Annotated in this window: 22 protein-coding genes and 1 pseudogene; 8 read left to right on the top strand and 15 right to left on the bottom strand. The window is 72.2% G+C overall.

The annotated features are described in order from the left end of the window. Window positions 1–8: 8 nt before the first annotated feature. The 4 genes from DLJ59_RS37840 to DLJ59_RS03960 are packed head-to-tail and all read right to left on the bottom strand — an operon-like array spanning window position 9 to window position 4,656. Window positions 9–896, bottom strand: a complete 888-nt coding sequence (locus DLJ59_RS37840) for a cytochrome c biogenesis CcdA family protein (protein WP_279635723.1) — start codon at window positions 894–896, stop codon at window positions 9–11. Beyond that, window positions 893–1,519: a TlpA family protein disulfide reductase gene (locus DLJ59_RS03970; RefSeq protein WP_244235814.1), complete on the bottom strand. Its 627-nt coding sequence runs from the start codon at window positions 1,517–1,519 to the stop codon at window positions 893–895. The genes DLJ59_RS37840 and DLJ59_RS03970 overlap by 4 nt, the downstream gene beginning before the upstream one ends. 51 nt (window positions 1,520–1,570) lie before the next feature. After that, window positions 1,571–3,034: an NADH-quinone oxidoreductase subunit NuoF family protein gene (locus DLJ59_RS03965; protein ID WP_208648543.1), complete on the bottom strand. Its 1,464-nt coding sequence runs from the start codon at window positions 3,032–3,034 to the stop codon at window positions 1,571–1,573. Beyond that, window positions 3,034–4,656, bottom strand: a complete 1,623-nt coding sequence (locus tag DLJ59_RS03960; RefSeq protein ID WP_244235813.1) for a ferric reductase-like transmembrane domain-containing protein — start codon at window positions 4,654–4,656, stop codon at window positions 3,034–3,036. Before DLJ59_RS03960 ends, DLJ59_RS03965 begins: the two co-directional genes overlap by 1 nt. 273 nt (window positions 4,657–4,929) lie before the next feature. Between DLJ59_RS03960 and DLJ59_RS03955 the strand changes: the two genes are divergently transcribed. Together DLJ59_RS03955 and DLJ59_RS03950 are read left to right on the top strand one after the other, a co-directional pair. Then, window positions 4,930–6,375: an alpha-amylase gene (locus DLJ59_RS03955; RefSeq protein WP_124771147.1), complete on the top strand. Its 1,446-nt coding sequence runs from the start codon at window positions 4,930–4,932 to the stop codon at window positions 6,373–6,375. Between the two features lie 73 nt (window positions 6,376–6,448). After that, the gene (locus DLJ59_RS03950) at window positions 6,449–7,360 is read left to right on the top strand and encodes a L,D-transpeptidase (protein WP_124771146.1); all 912 of its coding nucleotides are present in this window, start codon (window positions 6,449–6,451) and stop codon (window positions 7,358–7,360) included. A 16-nt stretch (window positions 7,361–7,376) separates the two neighbouring features. Here the strand turns inward: DLJ59_RS03950 and DLJ59_RS03945 are convergent, their stop codons facing one another. The 4 genes from DLJ59_RS03945 to DLJ59_RS03930 are packed head-to-tail and all read right to left on the bottom strand — an operon-like array spanning window position 7,377 to window position 10,864. Further along, window positions 7,377–8,009 (bottom strand): response regulator transcription factor, encoded by a 633-nt coding sequence (locus tag DLJ59_RS03945; protein WP_208648542.1) that lies wholly within the window; start codon window positions 8,007–8,009, stop codon window positions 7,377–7,379. Continuing rightward, on the bottom strand, window positions 8,006–9,136 hold the full coding sequence (locus DLJ59_RS03940) for a sensor histidine kinase (RefSeq protein ID WP_124771145.1): 1,131 nt from the start codon (window positions 9,134–9,136) through the stop codon (window positions 8,006–8,008). Before DLJ59_RS03940 ends, DLJ59_RS03945 begins: the two co-directional genes overlap by 4 nt. A gap of 26 nt (window positions 9,137–9,162) precedes the next feature. Continuing rightward, entirely contained in the window at window positions 9,163–9,963 is an 801-nt protein-coding gene (locus tag DLJ59_RS03935) for an ABC transporter permease (protein ID WP_124771144.1), read from the bottom strand. Between the two features lies 1 nt (window position 9,964). Further along, window positions 9,965–10,864: an ABC transporter ATP-binding protein gene (locus tag DLJ59_RS03930; protein ID WP_124771143.1), complete on the bottom strand. Its 900-nt coding sequence runs from the start codon at window positions 10,862–10,864 to the stop codon at window positions 9,965–9,967. A gap of 141 nt (window positions 10,865–11,005) precedes the next feature. Here DLJ59_RS03930 and DLJ59_RS03925 point away from each other — a divergent pair, with 141 nt between their 5' ends. Next, the gene (locus DLJ59_RS03925; RefSeq protein ID WP_124771142.1) at window positions 11,006–11,860 is read left to right on the top strand and encodes an alpha/beta hydrolase; all 855 of its coding nucleotides are present in this window, start codon (window positions 11,006–11,008) and stop codon (window positions 11,858–11,860) included. 152 nt (window positions 11,861–12,012) lie between these two features. Next, window positions 12,013–13,152 carry a site-2 protease family protein gene (locus tag DLJ59_RS03920; RefSeq protein ID WP_124771141.1) on the top strand — a complete coding sequence of 380 codons (1,140 nt, stop codon included), beginning with the start codon at window positions 12,013–12,015 and terminating at the stop codon, window positions 13,150–13,152. A 77-nt stretch (window positions 13,153–13,229) separates the two neighbouring features. Here DLJ59_RS03920 and DLJ59_RS03915 read toward each other — a convergent pair whose 3' ends face one another. Beyond that, the gene (locus DLJ59_RS03915) at window positions 13,230–14,501 is read right to left on the bottom strand and encodes an FAD-binding protein (protein ID WP_124771140.1); all 1,272 of its coding nucleotides are present in this window, start codon (window positions 14,499–14,501) and stop codon (window positions 13,230–13,232) included. Continuing rightward, the gene (locus DLJ59_RS03910) at window positions 14,498–15,349 is read right to left on the bottom strand and encodes a hypothetical protein (protein WP_124771139.1); all 852 of its coding nucleotides are present in this window, start codon (window positions 15,347–15,349) and stop codon (window positions 14,498–14,500) included. Before DLJ59_RS03910 ends, DLJ59_RS03915 begins: the two co-directional genes overlap by 4 nt. Window positions 15,350–15,369: 20 nt before the next feature. On the opposite strand from DLJ59_RS03910, the gene DLJ59_RS03905 reads away from it, so the two are divergent. After that, a complete protein-coding gene (locus DLJ59_RS03905) occupies window positions 15,370–15,792 on the top strand; it encodes a hypothetical protein (protein WP_124771138.1) in 423 nt (140 codons plus the stop codon). Window positions 15,793–15,825: 33 nt separating this feature from the next. Here DLJ59_RS03905 and DLJ59_RS03900 read toward each other — a convergent pair whose 3' ends face one another. The 3 genes from DLJ59_RS03900 to DLJ59_RS03890 form a co-directional block, all read right to left on the bottom strand. Further along, entirely contained in the window at window positions 15,826–16,755 is a 930-nt protein-coding gene (locus DLJ59_RS03900) for an LLM class F420-dependent oxidoreductase (RefSeq protein WP_124771137.1), read from the bottom strand. 66 nt (window positions 16,756–16,821) lie between these two features. Next, on the bottom strand, window positions 16,822–17,859 hold the full coding sequence (locus DLJ59_RS03895; RefSeq protein ID WP_124771136.1) for a hypothetical protein: 1,038 nt from the start codon (window positions 17,857–17,859) through the stop codon (window positions 16,822–16,824). Beyond that, on the bottom strand, window positions 17,859–18,128 hold the full coding sequence (locus DLJ59_RS03890) for a hypothetical protein (RefSeq protein WP_124771135.1): 270 nt from the start codon (window positions 18,126–18,128) through the stop codon (window positions 17,859–17,861). The genes DLJ59_RS03895 and DLJ59_RS03890 overlap by 1 nt, the downstream gene beginning before the upstream one ends. A 547-nt stretch (window positions 18,129–18,675) precedes the next feature. Between DLJ59_RS03890 and DLJ59_RS03885 the strand changes: the two genes are divergently transcribed. From DLJ59_RS03885 to DLJ59_RS03875, 3 genes and pseudogenes are all read left to right on the top strand, one after another. Next, the gene (locus DLJ59_RS03885) at window positions 18,676–19,155 is read left to right on the top strand and encodes a hypothetical protein (protein ID WP_124771134.1); all 480 of its coding nucleotides are present in this window, start codon (window positions 18,676–18,678) and stop codon (window positions 19,153–19,155) included. Window positions 19,156–19,230: 75 nt separating this feature from the next. Further along, window positions 19,231–20,400, top strand: a pseudogene (locus tag DLJ59_RS03880) (MFS transporter); the annotation flags it as partial. A gap of 96 nt (window positions 20,401–20,496) precedes the next feature. Beyond that, entirely contained in the window at window positions 20,497–21,441 is a 945-nt protein-coding gene (locus DLJ59_RS03875) for an RNA polymerase sigma-70 factor (protein ID WP_124771156.1), read from the top strand. 16 nt (window positions 21,442–21,457) lie between these two features. On the opposite strand, the gene DLJ59_RS03870 is transcribed toward DLJ59_RS03875, so the two are convergent. Both DLJ59_RS03870 and DLJ59_RS03865 read right to left on the bottom strand, forming a co-directional pair. Then, on the bottom strand, window positions 21,458–22,132 hold the full coding sequence (locus tag DLJ59_RS03870) for a response regulator (RefSeq protein ID WP_124771133.1): 675 nt from the start codon (window positions 22,130–22,132) through the stop codon (window positions 21,458–21,460). Next, window positions 22,129–23,265 carry a sensor histidine kinase gene (locus tag DLJ59_RS03865; RefSeq protein WP_244235812.1) on the bottom strand — a complete coding sequence of 379 codons (1,137 nt, stop codon included), beginning with the start codon at window positions 23,263–23,265 and terminating at the stop codon, window positions 22,129–22,131. Before DLJ59_RS03865 ends, DLJ59_RS03870 begins: the two co-directional genes overlap by 4 nt. Between the last annotated feature and the right edge of the window lie 81 nt (window positions 23,266–23,346).

Here is a 23,346-nt window from a genome sequence, read left to right as displayed (position 1 = left end):
CAACGTTGTCAGACAGACTCCGATGATCGCTTCCCGATGTCAAGACCACCGCCGCCACCGCAGGTCGGGCGGTGGGCGCGCTTCGTGAGGAGCGCGGCCAGGAGCAGGGTGGCCAGGGCGGCCAGCAGCACCGCCGGGCCGATCCGGTCGAGGGCGTCGGCCAGGGCTCGCTGGACCTGGGCGGCCGCCTGGATGACCGGGTCGTGCAGGGCGTCGCGGTTACCGGCGGCGAGGCGCAGCTCGTACCAGCCGTACCAGGCGACGTAACCGCCGGCGAGCACCAGCACCAGGCCACTGAGGCGGGGCACCAACGCCCCGGCGACGCGCAGCCGGGCCACCAGGCCGTCGCGTAGCAGCGCCACGCCGAGCGCGGCGACCGTGACCACCAGACCCATCCCGAGGGCGTACGCGCCGAACAGCGCCAGCCCCTGACCGGTCGAGCCGGCCTGGAGGCTGGTCACCACGATGGCCAGAAACGGCGCGATGGCGCAGCCGAGCGACGCCAGCGCGTACGCCGCGCCGAACAGCGCCATCGACGGCCAGGACCGGGTCAGCCGGGGTGCCCGGGCGGACCAGCCGGGCGCGGGCAGCCGCCGACCGGCGAGCAACCAGCAACCGGCCACGAGCAGCAGCACACCGAGCGCCACTGTCAGCCACGGCAGTCGGGGCCGCAACCAGCCGGCCAGCGGCGCGAGCGCCAGGCCGAACGCGCCGAACACCAGCACGTACCCCACTGTCAGCCCGGCCGCCGCGGTGAGTGCGCGGCCGACCGCGCCGCGGGTGTCCGACTTCCCGGCGACCAACAGCGAGAGGTACGCGGGCAGCAACGCGAAGCCGCACGGGTTGACCGCGCCGAGCATGCCGGCGGTCAGCGCGAGCAGCAGTGCGGCGGTCACGCCCCGGCCAGTGCGGCGACCCGGGCGGTGAGCGCCTCACCGTCCAGGAAGCCCTGGTGGACGACCGCGCCGTTCCGGTCGATGATCACGAAGATGCTCTGCTCGGTCACCTTGAACCGCTTCCAGAGCACGCCCTTGCCGTCCTCGATCTGCGGTGTGCCGCCGAGCTCGAACTCGGTGACGAACTCCTTCATGGCCTTCCGCTCGCCCAGCCCGGCGACGCCGACGATCGGCACGGTGTCCCGGTACCGGGGTGCGATCTCGGCCACCGTCCAGGCCTGACTGGCGCAGGTGGCGCACCACGGCGCCCAGAACCACAGCACCACCGGTTTGCCGGCGAGCTGCGCCGCGTCGAACGCGGCCCCGCCGAGGGTCGTCCCGGTGAAGCGCAGCACGTCCGGGACCTGCGCCGGGGCGGCGGTGGCCGAGCCGGTCGGGGTGGGCGGTGTCCCGATCGGCGTGGGCGGCGCACCGGTCGAGGTCGGTGCCGCTCCGGCGGCGGCGGGCCCACCCGGCGCGGTGCCGGTGCAGGCAGCAGCGGCGAACAGGGCCGCCACCAGCGCCCCGGCGGTGGCGGCACGGCGCAGCTGCCGGGCCCCTGTGCACGCCATGCCGATCCGCATCCGCTTCTCCGTTCCGGTCCGGAAGGGACCGTTGCTGGACCTGAGGCTTACCTACTCGGCCTTGGCGAGTCGGAGCGCCAGCTCCGGGCAGACCTTGACCGCCTTCAGCGCGCCTTCCCGCAGCCAGGTCGGCACGGGGGTGGCCGGGAAGGCGGGATACCCGTTCGCGTCGAGCCGGATGAAGTCCGGTACGACGTGCGCGCACAGGCCGTGCCCGTCACAGCGCGACCAGTCCAGGGTGAGCTTCTGCGGGTTCGCATCGGGTGCGCCCGGCAGCCCCATCACGCCCTTGACCCGTCGGCCGCAGCCGTCGCCGGTGCTGTGCAGCCGCAGGTCCTCGGCGAAGACCTCGATCGCGGAGAGCGCGAACCGCGCGGTGCCGTCGGGGTGGCTGCACGCGCCCCGGCCCTTCACCTCGCCGGCGGCGGCTCGCACCACGTCCGCCGGTTGGCTGCCGGCGACGGCCAGGTCCACCGCGCGGGCCAGGTCCGGCAGGCCCATCTTGCACGGTCCGCACTGCCCGGCGGACTCGCCGGCCAGGTAACGCACCACCTGGGCGGCCTCGCCGAGCGGGCAGGTGTCGACACCGATCGGGACGATGATGCCCGCACCGAGGGTGCCGCCGACCGCGGCCAGGCCCTTGCGGGAGACCTCGGCCTTCTCCGCCGCCTCCGGGGTGATCCACTTGCCGTGGTAGCCGCCCATCAGGATGCCCTGGACGTCCGGCACCTCGCACAGGTCGAGGACGTCACGCAACGGCATGCCGGCGGTGCACTCCACCACTGCCGGTCGGCCGGCCGCGCCGGTCACGGTGAGCAGCACTGTGCCCGGTTCGTCGTCGGTGCCGAGCGCCGCGTACTCGTACGGGCCCAGCCGGGCGCCGACGGCGAGCTGGGCGTACGTCTCGGCGTTGGACAGCAGGGTGGGCAGGCCGCTGACCCCGGAGTCGCTGGAGCGCTTCTTGGTGCCCGGCGGGATGTGCGGCAACCCGTTGATCCCGTTGACCAGTGCGCCGCCCTCGCCGGAGATGAACCGGTGCGGCACTGTGACGATTGTCGTCTGCACCGGCATCCGGCGCTCGTCGAGAGCCTCCATCAGCGAGTCCCGGCCGACCCCGTCGTCCGCCACGCCGATCACGATCTCGTCGGCGTCCAGCGCGTACGCGGCCAGCGCCGCGCCGTCCAGGATCAGGTGCGGGGCGCGGGTCAGCAGCACCTTGTCCTTCCAGCTGGCCGGCTCCCCCTCGGTGGCGTTGACCACCACCACGGCGGCGAGGTCCTGCCGCTCGCAGGACTCCAGCACCGCGCGCAGTTTGCGGGCGAACGGGAACCCTGCCCCGCCCTTGCCCTTGAGCTGCATGCCCTCGGCGAGTCGGAGCAGCTGCGCCGGCTCCATCGGACCGATCGGGCCGTGCACCTCCTCGTGCGCGAGCAGGTCGAGCCGGCCGTACTCGGCGAAGCCGGCGGTGAGCCGGGGCTCGCCCACACAGGCGACCGGCGGCACGGCGGTCCGCATCACTTCGCCTCACCCCGCAGCCCGGCCCAGTACGCCCCGTCCACCGCATCGGCGCTGGCCTTGCGGCGCTTGGCGGACCGACCCTCGCCGGCTGCCCGGCGCGCACGGCGCGACGCCAGGTCGACAAGGGTCGGGGTGTCGTCGACGGGCGGCGGCACCTCGTCGGGCACGTACCGGGCCGGCGGGCGCCAGTAGTCCGGCTCCTCGGGCAGGTCGTCGTCAACGCTGTGCCGGCCGCTGCCGCTGCGCGGCGCCGACGAGATCGGGCTGCTGGAGACCGGACCGGCGGAGATCGGCTCGTCGGCCTGCCACCGGCGCGGACTGTCCCACGGCTCCTCGGGCTCGTCGAGGGTCGGCTCCGGCGGGGCCGAGTAGCGGCTGGCGTCGTCCTCGCCGCGGGACCGGCGACGGGACCGCTCGGCGGCCGGCTCGTCGACGCGCCGCCGGCCGGCCGGTGCCACCTCGTCGCGGGTACGCGAGGCGCGCCGCCGGGTCACCGGCTCGACCTCCTCCTCGTCGCGTCGACGGATGTCGGTCTCGTCCACGCTGCGACGGGCCGACCGGCGGGTCGTCGGCTCCTCCTCGGCACGGCGGCCGCGCGCGGGCCGTGCGGTGTCGCGGTAGGCCGCCGGCTCCTCCTCCTGCCGACGTCGGCTCGGCCGGGTCGGCTCGACGAGGGAACCGGGCTCGGGCACCACCGGGACGGTGAACCGTTCCGGGTCCCGCCGCGCGGCGGGCGCGGCCCAGGTCGCGGTGGTGGTGTCCGCCCAGGCGGGACGCTTGTCGGCGGCCTTGCTCCGCCGACCCAACCCGGCCAGCAGCGATCGGGCGGTCTTCGCCTCTTCGGCCCGGCCGGCCATCGCCGCGTTGCGCACCGCTGCCTGGTGCTGCTCGCGGCTGCGCCGACCGATGGTGACCGAGAACCGGACCAGCAGGGCCAGCACCACCAGCAGGATGCAGCCGAGGTAGCTGAGCACCACCCAGGAATTCGCGACCCGGCCGGCGTTGAGGCCGTGCAGCACGGCGAACGGCCAGGCCACGTACGCGGTGGAGTGCAGCGTGCGCCACAGCCACTTCGGACCGACGCCGGCGAAGCGGGCCCGGATGATGCCGGTCCAGATCACGCTGACCATCAGCAGTGCGGCAACCGTGCCGAGCCCGACGTAGAGCCCTCGGCCGCCGACGAACGGCACCAGCGCGTCGGTCGCCGCCGCGCGCCCGGTGGCGACCTTGGTGAGGACGTGGAAGCCGAGCCCGGCCACCCCCAGCACGCCGGTGGCCCGGTGCGCCGACTGCATCAGCACCCGGTGGGAGATGCGCAGCACCAGCCGGTCGGTGGCGAGCAGGCCCAGCATCACGGTGAGGCTCAACGCCACCAGGGAGACCACCCCGGCGAAGAACTCGGTGAAGAAGAAGCCATACGCGTACGCCGTCTGGCCGGCGCCGGTCAGCATGATCGCCGCCCAGAGCGCGGCGAGCACCGACGCGATCAGCAGGGCGCCCGCCGACCGCGACGGGGTGCGCACCCCCCGACTGCTGCTGCTGGTCCGGACGGTCGCCGCCTTCTTGTCCTGCTGTGCCCGGGCCATCTGCTCCTCGATCGTCTCGCGGCGGCGTACCACCGGCCGACCCCTGCTCCCCCATCCAGTACGGACCGGCGGGGCGCGCGGATCACCCGCCGGTGGAAATTTCTGGGCCGAAATCGAACCGACGGGCGCAGCCGTGCGTTGCACCCGCTCCCACCCACCGACCTGGACAGTGACGAATGTCCATGCATTGACAGTTCCTGCAACACGCTTGTAATATTTCAGCAATTTTCAGTCATTGGTTGCAAGATCTCGGCAACTCCGCGCTCCCCACCCGCACCGCCACCCCCGCTCCCGTCAGGAGTCCCCATGCACCGACGTCGGCGCGGCTCGGCGCTCCTCGCCCTCGGCCTGATCGCCAGCCTGCTCGTCCCCACCACCGTGACGGCACCCCCGGCCATCGCCGCCCCGTCCGGCGGCAAGAAGGTCATCGTCCAGCTCTTCGAGTGGAACTGGCCCTCGGTGGCCAGCGAGTGCCAGAGCACCCTCGGCCCCAAGGGCTACGGCTACGTGCAGGTCTCACCCCCGCAGGAGCACGTGCGGGGCAACCAGTGGTGGCTGGCGTACCAGCCGGTCAGCTACCGGATCGAGTCCCGCAAGGGCACCCGGGCCCAGTTCCAGTCGATGGTGAACACCTGCCACGCGGCCGGGGTCAAGGTGATCGTCGACGCGGTGATCAACCACATGTCCGGTCAGGACAACGGCGGCACCGGCTGGGCCGGCTCGTCCTACTCGCACTACGACTACCCGGGCATCTACCAGACCCAGGACTTCCACCACTGCGGGCGCAACGGCGGCGACGACATCGCCAACTACAACGATCGGTACGAGGTGCAGAACTGCGAGCTGGTCAACCTCTCGGACCTGTTGACCGAGTCGGACTACGTCCGTACGAAGATCGCCTCGTACCTCAACGACCTGCTCTCCCTCGGTGTCGACGGCTTCCGGATGGACGCCAGCAAGCACATGCCGGCCGCCGACATCGCCGCGATCAGGGGCAAGCTGTCCCGCTCGGCGTACACCGTGCAGGAGGTCATCTACGGCGCCGGAGAGCCGGTCCAGCCGACCGAGTACACCGGCAACGGTGACGTGCACGAGTTCCGCTACGGCAAGGACCTGGCCCGGGTGTTCCGCTCCGAACGGTTGGCGTACCTGCGCAACTTCGGCGAGGGCTGGGGGCACCTACCCGGCGGCTCGGCCTCGGTGTTCGTCGACAACCACGACACCCAGCGCGACTCCGGCGGGGTGCTGACCTACCGGGACCGGGGGATCTACGCCCTGGCGAACGCCTTCATGCTGGCCTGGCCGTACGGCTCCCCCACCGTCATGTCCAGCTACACCTTCAGCAGCCGCGACGCCGGCCCACCGTCCGACGGCGCCAACAAGACGCTCAACACCACCTGCTACTCGGGCTGGGAGTGCGAGCACCGCTGGCCGGTGATCGCCAACATGGTCGGCTTCCGCAACGCCACCGAGGGCGCGGGCGTGACCAACTGGTACGACAACGGCAACAACCACATCGCGTTCAGCCGCAGCGGCAAGGGCTACATCACCGTCAACGACGAGGATGCCGCGGTGAACGGTCGCTCCTACTACACGGGGCTGCCCGCCGGTCGATACTGCGACGTCATCCACGGCACGTACGCGGGCGGTACGTGCAGCGGACCAGTGATCACGGTGGACGGTAGCGGCTGGTTCGCGGCCAACGTGCCGGCGCACGACGCGGTGGCCATCCACATCGGCGCACGGATCTGATTCGACGGGGCCCCCGGGCGGCGTTTTCGCCGAACCGGGGGCCCCGACGCATTCGCCACCATAGAGTGGTTTCGTGTCGTTTGACCGAAAGTCTCCGTCCCGCCGTCGCGTCGTCTGGGTGACCGCCGCGATCGGCGTACCCGCGCTGCTGGTGACCGCGCTGCTGGTCGGCCAAGCCCTCACCCCGAGCTCGACCGACCCGGACGACCGCAACGTGGTGGTGGCCGACCCGACACCGAGCAGTGTGGAGCAGAGCCCGGAGGAGTCGATCCCCCCGGCCGCGCCCGCCCCGGACGGCCTGGCGTTGGTCGACTACGACCCCGCCCCCAGTGGGTTCCCCGCCGATCCGGCCAGCACGGACGTCACGCCGCTGACCGAGGGCGCGCACCCGACCAGACGCATCGCCGCGTACGACGCGCCCGGTGGTCGTCCCCGCGCCTTCCTCGAACCGACGATCCGCGGTGTCGAGCTGACCATGCCGATCGCCCAGCGGCGTGCCGGCTGGACGGCCGTCCTGCTGCCCTCGGCCAACCGACGGCTCGCCTGGCTGCCGCCCGGCGGGTTCGAGACGGTGCCGCTGCGCGACCAGATCGTGGTGGAACGCAAGGTCCACCGGCTCACCTGGTACCGGGCCGGCAACGCGGTGCGCTCCTGGGAGGTCAGCCTCGGCCAGTCCGGCCAGGAGACCCCACTCGGGCGGACCTTCATCCTGGGCCGCACCCCACCGCCGGAGGCGGTCTACGGCGGAGTGGACATCTACGCCCTCGGTTCGGTGCCCGACGACCCCGAGTCGGTGCCGGCCGGGCTGCGCGGCGCGCACATCGGGGTGCACACCTGGCACAACGACGACGAGCTGGGCGAGAACACCACCAACGGCTGCATCCGGCTGACCCGCTCCGGTCAACGCGAGCTGCTCGCCGAGGTCCGCCCCGGCAGCAGCGTCGTGGTGGTCGACCAACTGGCCGCCCCGCCGCCGACCGCCTGACCGCCGGCCCACCCGGTCACTCGCCGAGCAGCCAGCCGTTCTGCTCGGCGACCCGGATCGCGTCGGCCCGGTTACGGGCACCGGTCTTGCCGATCGCCGCCGACAGGTGGTTGCGGACCGTCCCCTCGGACAGGTGCAGCGCCCGGGCCAGGTCGGCGACGGTGCCGCCGCCCCGGGCGGTCCGCAACACCTCGGTCTCCCGTTCGGTCAGTGGGCTCGCGCCGGTGGCAAGGGTCTCCGCGGCCAGCGTCGGGTCGACCACCCGCAGGCCGGCGTGCACCCGGCGGACCGCGTCCGCGAGCTGCCGGGCCGGGGTGTCCTTGACCACGAAACCGCTCGCACCGGCCTCCATCGCCCGGCGCAGGTAGCCCGGTCGGCCGAAGGTGGTCACCACCAGCACCCGGCACGTCGGCAGCGCGGCCCGCAACGCCCCGGTGGCGGCGATCCCGTCCAGGCCGGGCATCTCCACGTCCAGCAGGGCCACGTCGGGGGCGGTACGTCGGGCCTCGGGCACCACCTCGTCGCCCCGACCGACCTCGGCGACCACTGTCAGGTCCTCCTCCAGCGAGAGCAGGGCAGCCAGCGCACCCCGGACCAGCGCCTGGTCGTCGGCGAGCAGCAGCCGGATCGGCGTCGGCACGCCGGTCACCGGGCCTCCCCCGGCGCGTGCACCCGCAGCAGAAAACCGTCGCCAGTCGGCCGACGACCGACGGTCACCACAGCGTCGAGCCGCCGCGCCCGCTCCCGCAGGCCGATTAGCCCCTGCCCGCTCGAGTCGGATGTGGACGGGCCACGGCCGTCGTCACTGACCTCGACCCGATCCGGGTGCACCCGGATCACGCAGCACCGCGCCCCGCTGTGCCGGACCACGTTCGTCACCCCTTCCCGAACCGCCCAGCCGAACAACCGATCCCACTCCTGCGGCAGGTCCGGCACCTCGGTCGCCACGTCCGCCGCGATGCCCGCCGCGGCCAGCGCGGAGCGGGCGCCGGCCAACTCGGCGGCGAGGCTGACCTCGCGGTACGCCCCAGCCGTCTGTCGTACGTCGGCGAGCGCGGCCCGAGCCAGCGCCTCCACCTCGGCGATCTCGGCGGCGGCCCGCTCCCGGTCGACAGTGACCAGACGCCCGGCCAGCTCGGCCTTGATCGCCACCACGGTCAGCGAGTGCCCGAGGATGTCGTGCAGGTCGCGGGCGGTGCGGGCCCGCTCCTCGGCGACCGCGAGTCGACCGATCTCCTGCTGGGCGGCCCGCAGTTCGCTGTTGCGCTGGGCCAGCTGGGACACCCCGAACATGGCGAACGAGGCGAGCAGCACCGCGAAGACGATGCCGTTCTCCGCCTCCCACCCCGCCATCAGCCAGGACGCCAGCGCCGGGGTCACCGCGCACACCACCACAACGGCCAACGCCTCCCACGGCGGCAGCAGGAACACCGCCGCCGCGGCCACGTAGACCAGGGTGGCCAGCCAGTCCGCACCGGCGCCCGGGAAACTGGCCAGGCCCACCGCGAGCAGCAACGCCAGCCCGGCCCGCGCCCGGCCCACCGGAATCGGCCGCAGCGACTGGCGCAGCTTGCGGGCCCACTGGAACAGCAGCACGTAGCCGAAGCTGAAGACGACCAGGGCCGCCACACCGACGATCCGCCGCCACAGCTGCGGCTGGTGCAGGGCGGTGGCGAGCGGCACGTTGAGGAAGAACAGCCAGACGGCCGCCAGCAGCCAGCCGGTGACCCGCCAGTGGCGGCTCACCGGCCCGGGCTGCCCGGCCGAGAGGTCCATCGGGTTCACGCTATCGGCCCGGCCGGTCAGACCCGCGCGGTGTCCCGGCGGAACAGCCGGGCCGCACCGACGCCGAAGACCAGCGCCCAGACGACGAGGTTGACCACCGCCGCCATGCTCACCCCGTCGCCGGTGAGCGGGGCGCGAGCCAGCACCCCCATGCCGTACACCGGGGTGAACGTCGCGACCTGCTGGAGCACGTCCGGCAGCACCTCGACCGGCACGAACAGCCCGCCGAACATGGCCAGCACCGCCAGGACCGGGCCGATGATCTGCATGACGTTCTCGGCCGGCGCCAGGTACCCGATGAAGAGACCGAACGCGGCGAAGACCAGCGAGCCGATCCAGGCGGCGAGCCCGGACAGCAGCCAGACGTACGCCGGGACGCGGACGCCGGCCACGGCACCCACCAGGAACTCGACGACGACGGCGAGCAGGCCGAGGCTCATCGCGGTGATCAGCTTGGTCGCCACGTACGCCGCCGGTCGTAGCGGGGTGAGCCGCAGTTGTCGGCTCCAGCCCAGGGCCCGCTCGGTGGCCACCGCACCACCGACGCTGGTGGTCGCCACCATGGCGGCGTACACGGCCAGGCTGATCATGACGTACGCCGTCACCGGCCGACCGTTGTCCAGTGACTGCCCGCCCTGCGGCAGGCCGAAGATGAGGAAGAAGACACCCGGCATGATCAGCGTGAAGGCGAGGGTGCGGCGGTTGCGCAGCACCCGGCGCAGCTCGATGCGCAGGGCGCCCGGGGCGAACCCGCCCAGTGCGGGCAGCCGACGGTCCGGCTCCGTGACGCCGGTGCGGGTGGAGGTGGAGGCGGTCATCTCAGGCTCCCGTCTGCGCGGTGGTCAGGGCGAGGAAGGCGTCCTCAAGGTTGCGGGAGGTGATCTCGACGTCCCGGGCTGCGGTCCGGGTCAGCAGGTGGCGGGCGATCGCGTCCGAGTCGCCGGTCCGCACCAGCACGCTGTCGCCGCGCACCTCCACGGCGTCCACACCGGGCAGTGCGGCGAGAGCCGCCTGGTCGGCGCCGGGCAGGGTGGCCCGCACCGTACGGCCGGCGGCCAGATTCTTGATCTCGGCGGTGGTGCCGTCGGCGACGATCCGTCCCTGCCGCACCAGCACGATCCGGTCGGCGTACGCGTCCGCCTCGTCCAGGTAGTGGGTGGCGAAGATGACCGTCCGTCCACGTCGCGCGTCCCGGCGTAGGGCCTGCCAGAAGTCCCGTCGACCCTCGACGTCCATGCCGGTGGTCGGCTCGTCGAGCACCATCAGGTCCGGGTCGGGCAGCAGGGCCAACGCGAAGCGCAACCGCTGCTGCTGACCGCCCGAGCAGCGCCCGACCACCCGGGCGGCGATGTCGGTGATACCGGCCCGTTCCAGCACCTCCGCCGCCGGGCGGGTGTGCCGGTAGAAGTGGGCGGTCATCTCGACCGTCTCGCCCACTGTGAGGTCCTTGAGCAGCCCGCCGGTCTGCAGGACGGCGGCGACCCGACCTCGGGCCACCGCGTCGTCCGGGGTGCCGCCGAGGACGCGGACGGTGCCGGTGTCCGGGCGGGACAGCCCGAGCAACATGTCGATGGTGGTGGTCTTGCCCGCGCCGTTCGGGCCGAGGAAGGCCACCACCTCGCCGGGCTGCACCCGCAGGCTCAACCCGTCGACAGCGGTGACCGCGCCGAAGCTCTTGGTGAGGCCGTCCAACTCGACAGCCGGATGCGTACTGGTCATGCGATTGATGCTCCGGCAGCGCGTACCCCGATGCCTGGAGCGGTCGTCACCTCCCGACCGTGACATTTGTCAGGGCGGCCGGATTCCGGATGGGCACAGCGGGTAACCGCCGGGCCGACGCCGCGACACCGGGAGGACGCGATGGGTGCCACGCCGCAGGGTCCGGTCGACACGATTGTGCTGATCCACGGGCTCTGGATGACCCCGCGCAGCTGGGAGCAGTGGATCGCGCGGTACACCGCACGCGGGATGCACGTCATCGCCCCTGCCTGGCCCGGGATGGACCGGTCCGTGGAGCAGTTGCGTGACGACCCCAGCCCGATCGCCGAGCAGAGCATCGCCACCATCGTGGCGCACTACGACCGGATCATCAGGGCGCTGCCCCGACCGCCGATCATCATGGGGCACTCGTTCGGCGGCCTGTTCACCCAGATCCTCGTCGACCGGGGCCTCGGCGCCGCGGCGGTCGGAGTGCACCCCGCGCAGGTGAAGGGCGTGCTCAAGGTGCCGCTGAGCCAGCTGCGCTCGGGCTTCCCCATCCTGCGCAGCCCCGCCAACCGGAACAAGGCCGTCCCGTTCACCCCCAACGACTTCGCCTACACCTTCGGCAACGCGATGAGCCGCGAGGACTCCGACCGGGCCTGGCAGCGCTACGCCGTTCCCGGCGCCGGTCGGGTCTACTTCGAGGGCGCGTTCGCCAACCTCGACCCGCGCTCGCCGGCCCGGGTCGATTTCGGGCGTAACGACCGGGCGCCGCTGCTGCTGATGGCCGGCGAGATCGACCACGTGGTGCCGGCGTCGGTGGTCCGCACCAACGCCGGGCTCTACCAGAAGTCCCGGGCGCTCACCGCGTACGAGGAGTTTCCCGGCCGATCGCACTTCACCGTCGGCCAGGACGGCTGGGAAAAGATCGCCGACTACGCGCTGGACTGGGCGCTGCGCGCGGCAGCCCTGCCCCGGGAGGCGACCATCGCCAGCGAAGCCCCGCGCCGCTGAGCTGGCTCGGCCAATCACCCTGCCACCGGGCACGGGCCAGGCTCAGCCCGTTGATCTACTCGGGTTCCATGAAGTCGGGGTATCCCCAGCGCCAGGACACCCCACCTGCACGAAACCGGAATGCCCACGGCCTGGCGGGGTATCTCGGTGGGATGAGGGCCAGTTTCCGGCTTGGCCGGGTCGCGGGAGTGCCGGTCGGCGTCAACTGGAGCGTGCTGGTCATCTTCGCGTTGATCGCGTGGGGGTTGGCCGCGAACCAGTTCCCCCGCTCGTACCCCGACCACTCGCCGGTGGCGTACACCCTCGCCGGGCTGGCCGCGGCGGTCGTCTTCTTCGTCGGCCTGCTCGCCCACGAGGTGTCACACGCCGTGGTGGCCAAGCGCAACGGGTTGACTGTCGACGGCATCACGCTGTGGCTGTTCGGCGGCGTCGCCGAGTTGCGGGGCGAGCCGCGTGACCCGGGCGCGGAGTTGCGGATCGCCGGCGTCGGCCCGCTGGTCAGTCTGCTGATCGGGGCATTCTTCGGTGCCATCGCGGCGCTGCTCGCGCTGGCCGGGCAGGGCGGGCTGCTGTTCGGGGCGGTGGCCTGGCTGGCGGGCATCAACGTGCTGCTGGCCATCTTCAACGTGCTGCCGGCCGCACCCCTGGACGGTGGCCGGTTGCTGCGTGCCGCGGTCTGGAAGGCCACCGGTGACCGGACCCGGGCGTCGGTGGTCGCCGCCCGGGCCGGCTGGGTGCTGGGGGTGCTGCTGATCGGCCTGGGGCTGTGGCAGTTCCTGTCCGGGGTCGGCTTCGGCGGGCTGTGGCTGGCGCTGATCGGCTGGTTCCTGATCGGCGCGGCCGGGATGGAGGAGCGGCAGGCCCGCACCGGCACCGCGCTGCGCGGGATCCGGGTGGGTGATGTGATGACCCCGCAGCCGCAGACCGCCTCGGCGGAGATGACCGTCGCGGACTTCGTCGACCACTACCTGTTCGCGTACCGGCATTCGGCGCTGCCGCTGACCGCTGACGGCCGCCCGATCGGCCTGGTCACCGTCGACCGGGTACGGGGCGTACCGCCCGAGCGGCGGGCCTCGACCACGCTGGCCGAGGTCGCCTGCCGGGCCGACGAACTGGTCCTGACCCAGCCCGGTGAACAGCTCAACGACCTGCTCCCCCGGCTCACCGAGTGCGCCGACGGCCGAGCCCTGGTGGTAACCGACGACGGCCACCTGACCGGCATCGTCTCCCCCAGCGACATCAGCCGGGCCGTCCAGCGCAGCGTCCTGCGCACCCCGACCCCATCTCGTTGATCATGAAGTTATTGCCCCGACACGCCGCGCCGGGTGGCAATAACTTCATGATCAACGCAGGAGAAGCGGGGGCTGGGTCAGCGGGGGAAGTAGCGGTTTAGCAGGTCGGTGTGGAACTTGGCCTTTGGGTCCAGGTCGGTTAGGAGGGCCGCGAAGTCGGCGTGGCGCGGGTAGCGGGCGGAGAGCTCGGCCGGGTCGGTGACGAAGACCTTGCCCCAGTGCGGGCGGGGCGCGAAGGGCGCCAGGCGCTCCTCCACGGCGGCCACCACCGGCAGCACCGCCGCGGTGTCGTCGACCCAGGTGAAGTGCAGCACGAAGCTGTCCCGTCGGTAGTTCGGACTGAGCCACAGTTCGTCGGCCGCCACGGTCCGCAACTCGGACACCAGCAGCACCGGGGCGATCAGCTCCGCCACGTCGTCCAGCGCGGCGAGCGCGTCCGCCGCCGACGTCCGCGCGACGTGGTACTCGGACTGGAGTTCGTCGCCGCTGCTGGGGGTGAAGCCGAGCTTGAAGTGCGGCAGCCGCTCGTGCCACGGGCCCGGCTCGCCGAGCTGCGGGGTGCAGTTCTCCGGTGGCATCCCGAGCACCGGGTGCCGGGGCTGGTCGGCTGCGGTGGTGCCGAGCCAGTCCGCCGCGGGCGGTGGTTGATCCGCCACCTGCTTGCGCCACACCTCGCGCAGTCGGGAAGTCCGGAAATCGGTGAAGACACTCACGCTGTACGCCGAGCCGAGCGCCTCGTCGAGCGCCGCCCGGTCGAGGTCGAGGCGGACGTACTGGCGCAGCTCGAAGGTTGGCACCACATCCAGGGTGACCCGGGTGACCAGGCCGAGCGCGCCGAGCCCGACCACCATTCCGGGGAACCTGTCGGAGTCGCGGTCGACCCGCAGCAGGTCGCCGTCGGCGGTGACCAGCTCCAGGCCGGCGACGGCGCTGGCCAGGTTGCCGTGGGTCTGACCGGAGCCGTGGGTGGCGGTGGCCACCGCGCCGGCCACCGAGATGTGCGGCAGCGAGGCGAGGTTCGCCAACGCGTACCCCTGGGTGTGCAGCTGTCGGGCGAGGTCGCCGTAGCGCATCGCGCCGCTCACGGTGACCTGCCCGCGCGCCTGGTCCACCTCGACGATCGGGGGCAGCCCGGCGAGGCTGACCAGGTCACCGTCGGTGTCACCGAGACTGTTGAAGGAGTGCCCGCTGCCCACCGCCCGGATCCGGTTGCTGCCGGCGACGAGCCGGCGCAGTTCGTCGACGGAGGTGGGCCGGTGGAACGCCTTCGCGGCGTACCGCACGTTGCCGGCCCAGTTGCGGCGCGGAACGTCGGTGGTCGACGCGGCGTGCGGTCCCTGCGCGGTCATGTGGTGGTCTCCCGATCGGTGGTCTGGTGGTCGGCCAACGCGGCGACGAGGGCGTCCAGAACGGTATCCGTCTGGAACGTGTGGTAGCCACGCTGGGCGATCGGCAGGCCGGCCGCGCTGACGCGTTCGATCTCTCCCCGGGCCGCCTGCCGGGTCGACGCGTCCCCGGACAGCAGGGCGTCCTGACCGCGTCGGATCAACCGGTCGACCCGGTCCATCTGGTAACCACGCAGGCCGACCGGGAGGTCCGGGGCGTCGAAGGCGGCGCGACGCAGCGCGAGCAGGTCGACGAAACGACCTCCGGCATGGCGGCTGAGCGCGGCGGACACCTGGTCGGGTTGTTCGCGGACCTGGTCGAGAACGAGCAGTTCGATGGCGGGTCGGCCGTCGAGCGGATGACGGGCGGTCATCGGCTCAATCCGCACACCCGGCACGGGCACCAACAGCAGTCGCGGCGGCTCCGGATGGCCGTCACGCCGGGGCGGCTCGTCGAGGACCAGCGCCTCGACCTCCGCCCACCGGACCTCCCGGCGCAGGCCGGGTCGCCGGATGGTGAGCCCGTCCGCGTGAATCCCGAATCGGAACGGCCGCATCGCGCTGACCAGCGCCACCGCGCCGAGCGCGATCGCGCCCACCGCGATGATCGTCCGTAGCAGGGCGCCGTCGCTGGGATAGACCAACAAGAGCACCCCGCCGAGTACGCAGACCAGGGCGAGCACACGGGTCCCCCGATTCCGGCGCAATTCCACGCTCGGACCCCCGTTCATGACCGTGGCGTCGGTCCCGACATCTTCCGCCAGACCGGGCACCGAGGACACCGGTCGATCGGGCACGGTTGTTCTCGTCATCGTCGGGGAACCCTACGCCCATGAGCAGCTACCGCGATCCGGCCGCACGAGGTGACGTCTTCCCCTCCGAGGAGGAGCTGGACCCCACCGGCACCGGGGTCGAGCAGGCCAGCGCGCCGCCGGCCGGCGGGTTTCCGAGCCACCCGTCGCCCACACCCGGCCCCCGGCCCACTCCGGCGCCCGCGCCCGCCCCGACGCCGGTGCCGGCACCAGGCCCGCCGCCGCGGGCCCCTGGCGCACAGTCGATCGTGACCCGTCACCTGGACGGCTCGGTGGAGGTGGTCACCGACCTCGACGGCGACGGCGTCGCCGACGTCGTCCAGATCGACGTGGACGGTGACGGGATCCCGGACATCACCTACGTCGACAGTGATCACGACGGGCGGCTGGACACCGTGCTGGGTGACCCGAACGCTGTCGGGACGGGCGCCCACCGGGCCTGACCGGCGGCGTTGTCCCACGGCCTTCCGGGCGGCTCAGAGCTTCGCCATCACCTCGCTGGCGACCAGCTCAAGGTGCTCCAGGTCGCTGAGGTCCAGCACCTGGAGGTAGAGCCGCTCGCTGCCGATCTCCGCGTACCGGCCGATGGTGTCCAGCACCTCAGCGGGCGTCCCGGCCAGACCGTTGGCCCGCAGCTCGTCCGGTTCGCGGCCGATGGCGGCGGCCCGGCGGGCCACCTCGGCGTCATCGCGCCCGCAGCACAGCACCAGGGCGTTGGACCAGACCATCTCGGCCGGGTCCCGGCCGATCTCGACGCAGGCCGCGCGGACCCGGTCGAACTGCGCCGCAGTGTCCGGCACCGAGGCGAACGGCAGGTTGAACTCGTCGGCGTAGCGGGCGGCCAGCCGAGGGGTGCGCTTCGGGCCCGTCCCGCCGAGCAGGATCGGTGGACGCGGCTGCTGCACGGGCTTGGGCAGGGCGGGCGAGTCACGGACCGGGTAGTACCGGCCGTCGTGGTCGAACCGCTCCCCCGTCGGCGTTGACCAGAGCCCGGTGATGACGGCGAGCTGCTCCTCCAGCCGGTCGAACCGCTCGGCCAGCGGCGGGAACGGGATGCCGTACGCGCTGTGCTCCTCGGCGTACCAGCCGGTGCCGATGCCCAGCTCGACCCGGCCGCCGCTCATCTGGTCGACCTGCGCCACGGTGATCGCCAGCGGGCCGGGCAGCCGGAAGGTGGCGGCGGTCATCAGCGTGCCGAGCCGGATGCGGCTGGTGTCCCGGGCCAGGCCGGCGAGCGTGGTCCACGCGTCGGTGGGGCCGGGCTCGCCGCTCACGTCACCCATCATCAGGTAGTGGTCGGACCGGAAGAACGCGCCGTAGCCGGCGTCCTCCGCGCAGCGGGCGACGGTGAGCAACTGGTCGTAGCTGGCGCCCTGCTGAGGCTCGGTGAAGATCCGAAGTTCCATGATCCGAGCATAGGGTTCCCCGGTCGGCCCGGTCGGCGGTATACCGACCGGGCCGCCAGCGTCGGCTCAGACATACGGCCGTTTGGCGTACGCCTCGCGGAGCGCGGTCAACCCGGTCGCCTTCGGCGTCAGGGTGCCCCACCCGGAGTTGAAGTAGTTGGTGCGCACGATCCGTGGCCCACGCTCGGCGTTGAGCTGGGCGATCGCCGCCGGCACGGTGGCGATCCAAGCCGCCTGGTTCGGGATCTCGGCCACCCGCACCCCCCACTCAGCGATGATCACCGGCCGGGACAGCGCCACCGGGCCAAGATCCGCCACCGCCCAGTCCTTGGTGCGACGAAACCGGGACAGCGCCGTGTGGCTGGCGTTGGTGGCGTACGCGTTCCACTGGAGATAGTCGAGGCGGGACATCAGCGACTCCGGGTGGGTGCGCTGGAAGCAGGCCCGGTCGAAGCCGCCCAGCCCCACCGAGAAGGTCGTGCCGGCCGGCAACGTCCGCGCCTTGAACCACGTCAGGATGTAGTTCATCGCCTGCACCGCCCGCGCGTCCGACTCCGCCCAGCTGTACGCCTTGCCGTCCTCGGTGGTGCCGAACTCGTGATCGGTGTCCAGTTCCGAGGCGAGTTGGATGTTCACCCCGAAGCCGAGCGTGCGGTACTGCGACAGCGCGCGGGCCAGCAACCCGTCGCACTGCCCCTTGATCACCTGGCCGTACCCGTACGCCTTCGGCCAGGTCGTGCCGGGTCGCTGCTGGATGGTCATCGTCGGTCCCGGCACGGTGTAGTTGGTGCCGTCCACGGCGAAGCTCTGCGTTCCCTGGCTCGGAGCGCCGTAGTGCTTCAACTCCAGCACCATGTTCATCTGCACACCGGCCTTGCCCAGGTTGACCAGCCAGGGCCGGTTGTAGCCGGGGAAGATGTAGCCGTCGGCGAGGCTGCGGTACTGGGTGAGTGACCGGAAGTTGCCGCCGGCCATGTCGGCGGTCGGATCGGCGCCGCCGGAGAGGTAGTAGCCGCCGAGCACGGGTTGGCCCAGGCTGTAGTCGGCGGCGGCCGCCGCGGTGTTGCCGGCGGCGTCACGGACCTGGACGGTGACCCGGGGCATCACGCCACCGACCGATACACGGCCACGGAGCCGTTGTCGGAAACCCGGGTCCAGGTACGCCCGGAGTTGTCGGTGACGGTCACGGTGAGCGGGTCGATGACCGCAGTGACCTTGACCGGCGCGCTGCTGTTGCCCTGCGCGTCGGTGACCACGATGGTGACGGTCAGCGGTTTGGTGTCGGCGTCCGAGTAGGTCACGGTCAGCAGCATCTGTGCACCCGGCGTGAAGACGGATGCGTTCAAGGCTGCGGTCGCGGTGGGAGCGGCCATGTCGGGCCCTTTCTGGCTCGGTCGCCAGGGCTCGGCGCGCGGTCGAGCGACGCCGGACCCCGGCGGGGTCCACAGTGCGAAAGGCCGGCGGGGCACGGGGACGGCGGGCACGGCCGGCGGACGGCGTTGCCTGACAGCCGACGGTGCTGACGTCCTTGTCCCGGTGGGCGGAGGCACCGCTGCGGGCGCCCGCAGGGGTGTCGGTGGCAGCCTCGGCCTGTCGTACGCGCGATCGGAGCGGCAGCTGTGCCGTGACCGTCGCGGCTTCGAGGTCGGGCTGGGTGAGGGCGGCACCGGTGCGGACGATGTTGTCCGCGCCGGGCCGGAGGATCGGGATGTGGCCCGCCACCCGTCTACCTCCACCTGCCCCAAGGGTGCTCTACCAGGGGCTTTACCGTCTTGTCCGAATTGCGACAAGGCTCGGTGGGGTCGGTGCCCCCCACACTGGCGCCGACCACCGCACCCGAATGCTCAGCGACGCTGCCGCGCCGGGTCGAGCCGTGCTGGCGGGTGTCGAGGCCCGGCGTTGTCAATGTAGCGTTGACAGATGACGTCGGAGCTGGATCGGTTGGCGGACGTGCGCGCCGCCCGCGCTCGGCTGGACGAGCAGGAGCTGGAGATCATCGATCGGGCGCGCCACGAGGGTGCGACGTGGGCGCAGATCGCGATGGCACTCGGCCTCGGCAGTCGACAGGCCGCCGAACAGCGGCGACAGCGCCTGATGGCGGCGCGCTGGTCGCGGCGGCAGCAGCTCGACCTCCGCCTGCCTCCGCAGATCGCCGCACTTCGGGCGGCGGTCGCCGACCTTGGCCGGTGGATCGGCGCCGATCGACGGTGGGACAGCCGATTTCGTCGAGCGGCTCTCGTGCGGAGCACTGTGGAAGCCGCGTTGGACGCCGCCCCGGGCTCGCTGTACGCGTTGGCCCTGCACCTCGCCACCGATCTCGCTGAAGCAGGCGAGCGGCTGCCCGCGCCCGCTCGCACCGCCGCAAGCACGATCGACGCCGCGCTGTCAACGGAACGTTGACAGCGCTCAACAGCATTGCCTGCGCTCAGCTCAAGCTTGAGGATGTGAGTCACCTCGACTCAACTCGGAGCGCTCATGCGTCGCAACGCGAGCCTGTTCGTGGCGATCTCCCTGCTGTCCGGCTTCGCCAGCAGCGTGATGTCCCTGGTCAACGGCATCTGGATCCTGGATCTCACCGGCTCCACCAGCCTCGCCGCCCTCGCCGGGCTGTGCGTGTACGCCCCGGTGCTCGCCGGGCCGTGGCTGGGCGGCCTGCTCGACCGGGTGCCCCGGCGGCCGCTGGTCATCGCCGTCAACCTCCTCTTGGCAGCCGCCCTGCTGACACTCCTCACGGTGCGGGGGCCGGGGCAGACCTGGCTCATCTTCACCGTCTCGTGCGCCTACGGCATCAGCTACGTGCTGATCGACGCCGGCGAGACGGCGCTGCTGCCGTCGGCGCTCGCACCCACGGAACTCGGCGACGTCAACGGGTGGCGCTCCAGCGCGCAGGAGGGCATGAAGCTCGTCGCTCCCCTCGCTGGGGCCGGCCTCTACGCGTGGCGGGGCGGTCACGCCGTCGCCGTGCTCAGCGCCGCGATGCCGATCCTGGTCGCCGTCCTGTACGCGGTGCTCCGGCTGCGCCGGACGCCCGCCGACCAGCGGATCGAACGCGGCGGCGGCCCGCGTACCGGATGGGTGGTCCTGTTCGGAGAGCGAGCGACACGTCTGCCGGTCATGCTCGCCGCGGTGTCCATCGCCATGTCTGGTTTCACGACGGCGGGGATCTACGCGATCGTCGTGACCGAGCTGCGGCTGCCGACGACGTTCCTCGGTGTGCTGGCCAGCGCGCAGGGCGCCGGCTCGATTCTCGGTGGCCTGATCGTCGGCCGGCTCATCGCGGCCAGGGGTGCCATTACCGTCGGTGTCGCCGGCACGGCGCTGTTCGCGCTCGGCTGCCTGGCGCGTTGCCTGCCGTGGTGGCCAGCCACCGTCCTCGGGGCGGTGGTGGTCGGCGTCGGCCTGCCCTGGACCCTGGTCGCGGCGGTGACCGCTGTGCAGACGCACACGCCGTCGACGCTGCTGGGCCGAGTCTCCGCGACGGCCAACACCGCCATGTTCGGGCCTCTCGTCGTGGCGATCCCACTCGGCTCCGCGGCCGTGCACCTGGGTGCCCGCCCACCGCTCATCGTCGCTGCGGCGATCTGCCTGACCGCCGTGGTGGCCGCCACGGTCGCCGTTCGGTCGACGCCGCGCGGCGAGACGCCGACCGTGCCCGAGCCGCACCGGACCGCCGGCACGAGCCGTGTCGACGTACGCCGTCGATCGGTCGACCGGGTCGCGCGCGTGGTTGACTATCGAACCATGCCGCTCAGTCCGGACGAGGTCGAGCTGTTCGAGCACTCCAGGGGACGCCTGGAGGCGATCGCCTATCGGCTGCTGGGCTCGGCCAGCGACGCGGAGGACGCCGTCCAGGACACGTTCCTCCGCTGGCAGGCCGCCGACCGGGAGCACGTCGAGACGCCCGAGGCGTGGCTGACGAAGGTCCTCACCAACGTGTGCCTGAACCAGCTGACCTCGGCGCGGGCCCGGCGGGAAACCTACGTGGGCACCTGGCTGCCCGAGCCGGTCCTCGCCGGGGACCGGATGCTCGGCCCTCTCGACACCGCCGAGCAACGCGACTCGGTCTCGCTGGCGGTGCTCACCCTGCTGGAGCGGTTGTCGCCCAACGAGCGTGCGGTGTACGTGCTGCGGGAGGCGTTCGGCTACTCGCACGGTGAGATCGCCGAGATCCTCGGCATCACCGAGTCGAACTGCCAGCAGACCTACCGGCGTGCCAAGCAGCACGTCACCGCGGAGCGGGCCCGCGCGGAGGTCGACCGGGCCACCGCCCGGAAGGTCGTCGCGGAGTTCCTCACGGCGGCCAACAACGGCGAGATCCAGCGGCTGGTGGAGTTGCTGACCGACGACGCGACGAGCACCGCCGACGGCGGCGGCAAGATCCCGGCCCGGGCCGCGCCGATCGTCGGCGCACTGGCGGTGGCGAAGTTCCTGCGCGGCCTGTTCAAGCCCGCCGACGTCAAACGGGACCTGGTCGGTGGCAGCCCGGCCCTGCACCTCGCCACCGTCAATGGCGCTCCGGCGGCGGTGGTCGTGATCGACGACCGGGTCATCGGCGTGATGTCGCTGGAGGTGACGCCCGAGGGTGTCACGGCCATCCACAGCCAGGTCAACCCCGACAAGCTCGTCCGCGCCACCCGGCAGTGGTCCGCATCCGAGCACGAGGAGCCCACTCTCCGCGTCTGGTGACCCGCGGTGCCGCCGCTCAGTTCTCGCCGGCGGTGATCAGGCCGGTCTCGTACGCGCAGATCACGGCCTGGGTGCGGTCGCGGAGGCCGAGTTTGGTCAGCACGTTGCTGACGTGGGTCTTCACTGTGTGCTCGCTGACCACCAGGGTCTGGGCGATCTCCGCATTGGCCAGGCCACGGCCCAGCAGGTGCAGGGTCTCCCGTTCGCGGGTGGTGAGCACGTCGAGGCGGGCGTCGGGCGCGGCGGCCGACCGGGGCGGTCCGGGTCGGTGGCGGCCGGTGATGTCCGAGATGATCTGGCGGGTCACCGACGGAGCCAGCAGCGAGTCGCCGGCGGCCACGACACGTACGGCGTGGACGAGGTCGTCGCGGCGTACGTCCTTGAGCAGGAAACCGCTGGCGCCGGCGTAGAGCGCCTCGTAGATGTAGTCGTCCTGGTCGAACGTGGTCAGCATGATCACCCGACTGGCGCTCTCCGCGCAGATGCGGCGGGCGGCCTCGATGCCGTCCATCGTCGGCATGCGGATGTCCAGGAGCGTCACCTCCGGCTGGTGCTCCCGGACGGCGGCCACGGCCGCAGCCCCGTCACCGACGTCGGCGACGACTGTGATGTCCGGCTGGGCGTCGAGGATCATGGAGAATCCGCTGCGGACAAGCTCCTGATCGTCTGCGATCACCACCCGAATCGTCACGCCGGGAACGGTAGCCGAGCCTCGACGGTGAAACCGCGTCCACCTGTCACCGGTTCGGCCCTCGCCGTACCGCCGCAGGCGATCGCGCGTTCCCGGATGCCGACGAGGCCGTGTCCGCCGCCAGAGCCGCCGGTTCCGGTGCCATCGTCGGTCACCGTGACAGTGAGGGCATCGGGCGACCAGCCCAGGTGTACGTCGACGGCGCTGGCTGCGGCGTGCTTGACCGCGTTGGTGAGGGCCTCCTGCACGATCCGGTACGCGGCCAACTCCACGTCGGCCGAGACCGGGCGCGGCTCGCCGGTCACCCGCAGGCCGGCCACCGGTACACGGTCGATCAGCGACCGCAGTTGGGCCAGGGTGGGCTGCGGGCTGCGGGGACCGGGCTCGTTGCGCAGCAGGCCGAGCATGCCGCGTAGCTGCACCATGGCGTCGCGGCCGGCGGCGGCGATCGCGTCGAACGCCGCCTCGGCCCGCTCCGGCGCGGTGCGTACGGCGACCGGCCCAGCCTCGGCCTGCACGATCATGAGGCTCACCGCGTGGGACAGCACGTCGTGCATCTCCCGAGCAATCCGGGCCCGCTCGCGTGCGGCGGCCCGATCGGCTTCGAACTCGCGCTCACGCTCGGCCCGGAGCGCCCGGTCCTCCAGGGCGGTCGCGCGCTCCTGCCGGGCGGCGCTGAGCCGACCCAGGACGTACACGGTGAAGAAGACCAGGAAGGTGTAGAAGTACTCGCTGATGCGGTTGGTGTTGAACGCCACTCCTGCGGCCACCCCCGGGAAGGTCGCGGCGAGTGCACACCAGCGCTGCCGGCGACGACCGAGCGCGGCGACCGTGTAGAGGGCGACCAGCCCGCCGTACGCGAGCGGCTGCCCCGGCGCGTCCGCCGCCTTGCCCGCGACCGTGGCCAGTGCCACCACCAGCAGGACGGTGAGCGGCACCCGTCGACGCCAGATCAGCGGGATCGCCGTACCGGCGGTCAGCAGGTAGGCCAGCGGCCCTGGCTCACCACCCGGTCCGGGAAGCACGAACGGCACTGACACCGCGATCAGGACGAACACGGTTATGGCCGCGTCCACCACGTACGGATTGGTGGTACGCACGAGGCGGGCGAGCGACATCGCGACAGTATCCACAGCCCCTGACCTCCTTCCTGATGGGCATCCGATCCCCCCGCTGGGGTGGGGGGTGGGGGGATCGGTTCGGGACTCGTCGCT

The sequence above is a fragment of the Micromonospora inaquosa genome (assembly GCF_003857055.1).
Classification (GTDB): Bacteria; Actinomycetota; Actinomycetes; order Mycobacteriales; family Micromonosporaceae; genus Micromonospora; species Micromonospora inaquosa.
The sequence above is the reverse complement of the archived record's forward strand: the minus strand, read 5'-3'. Positions and strand labels throughout refer to the sequence as shown.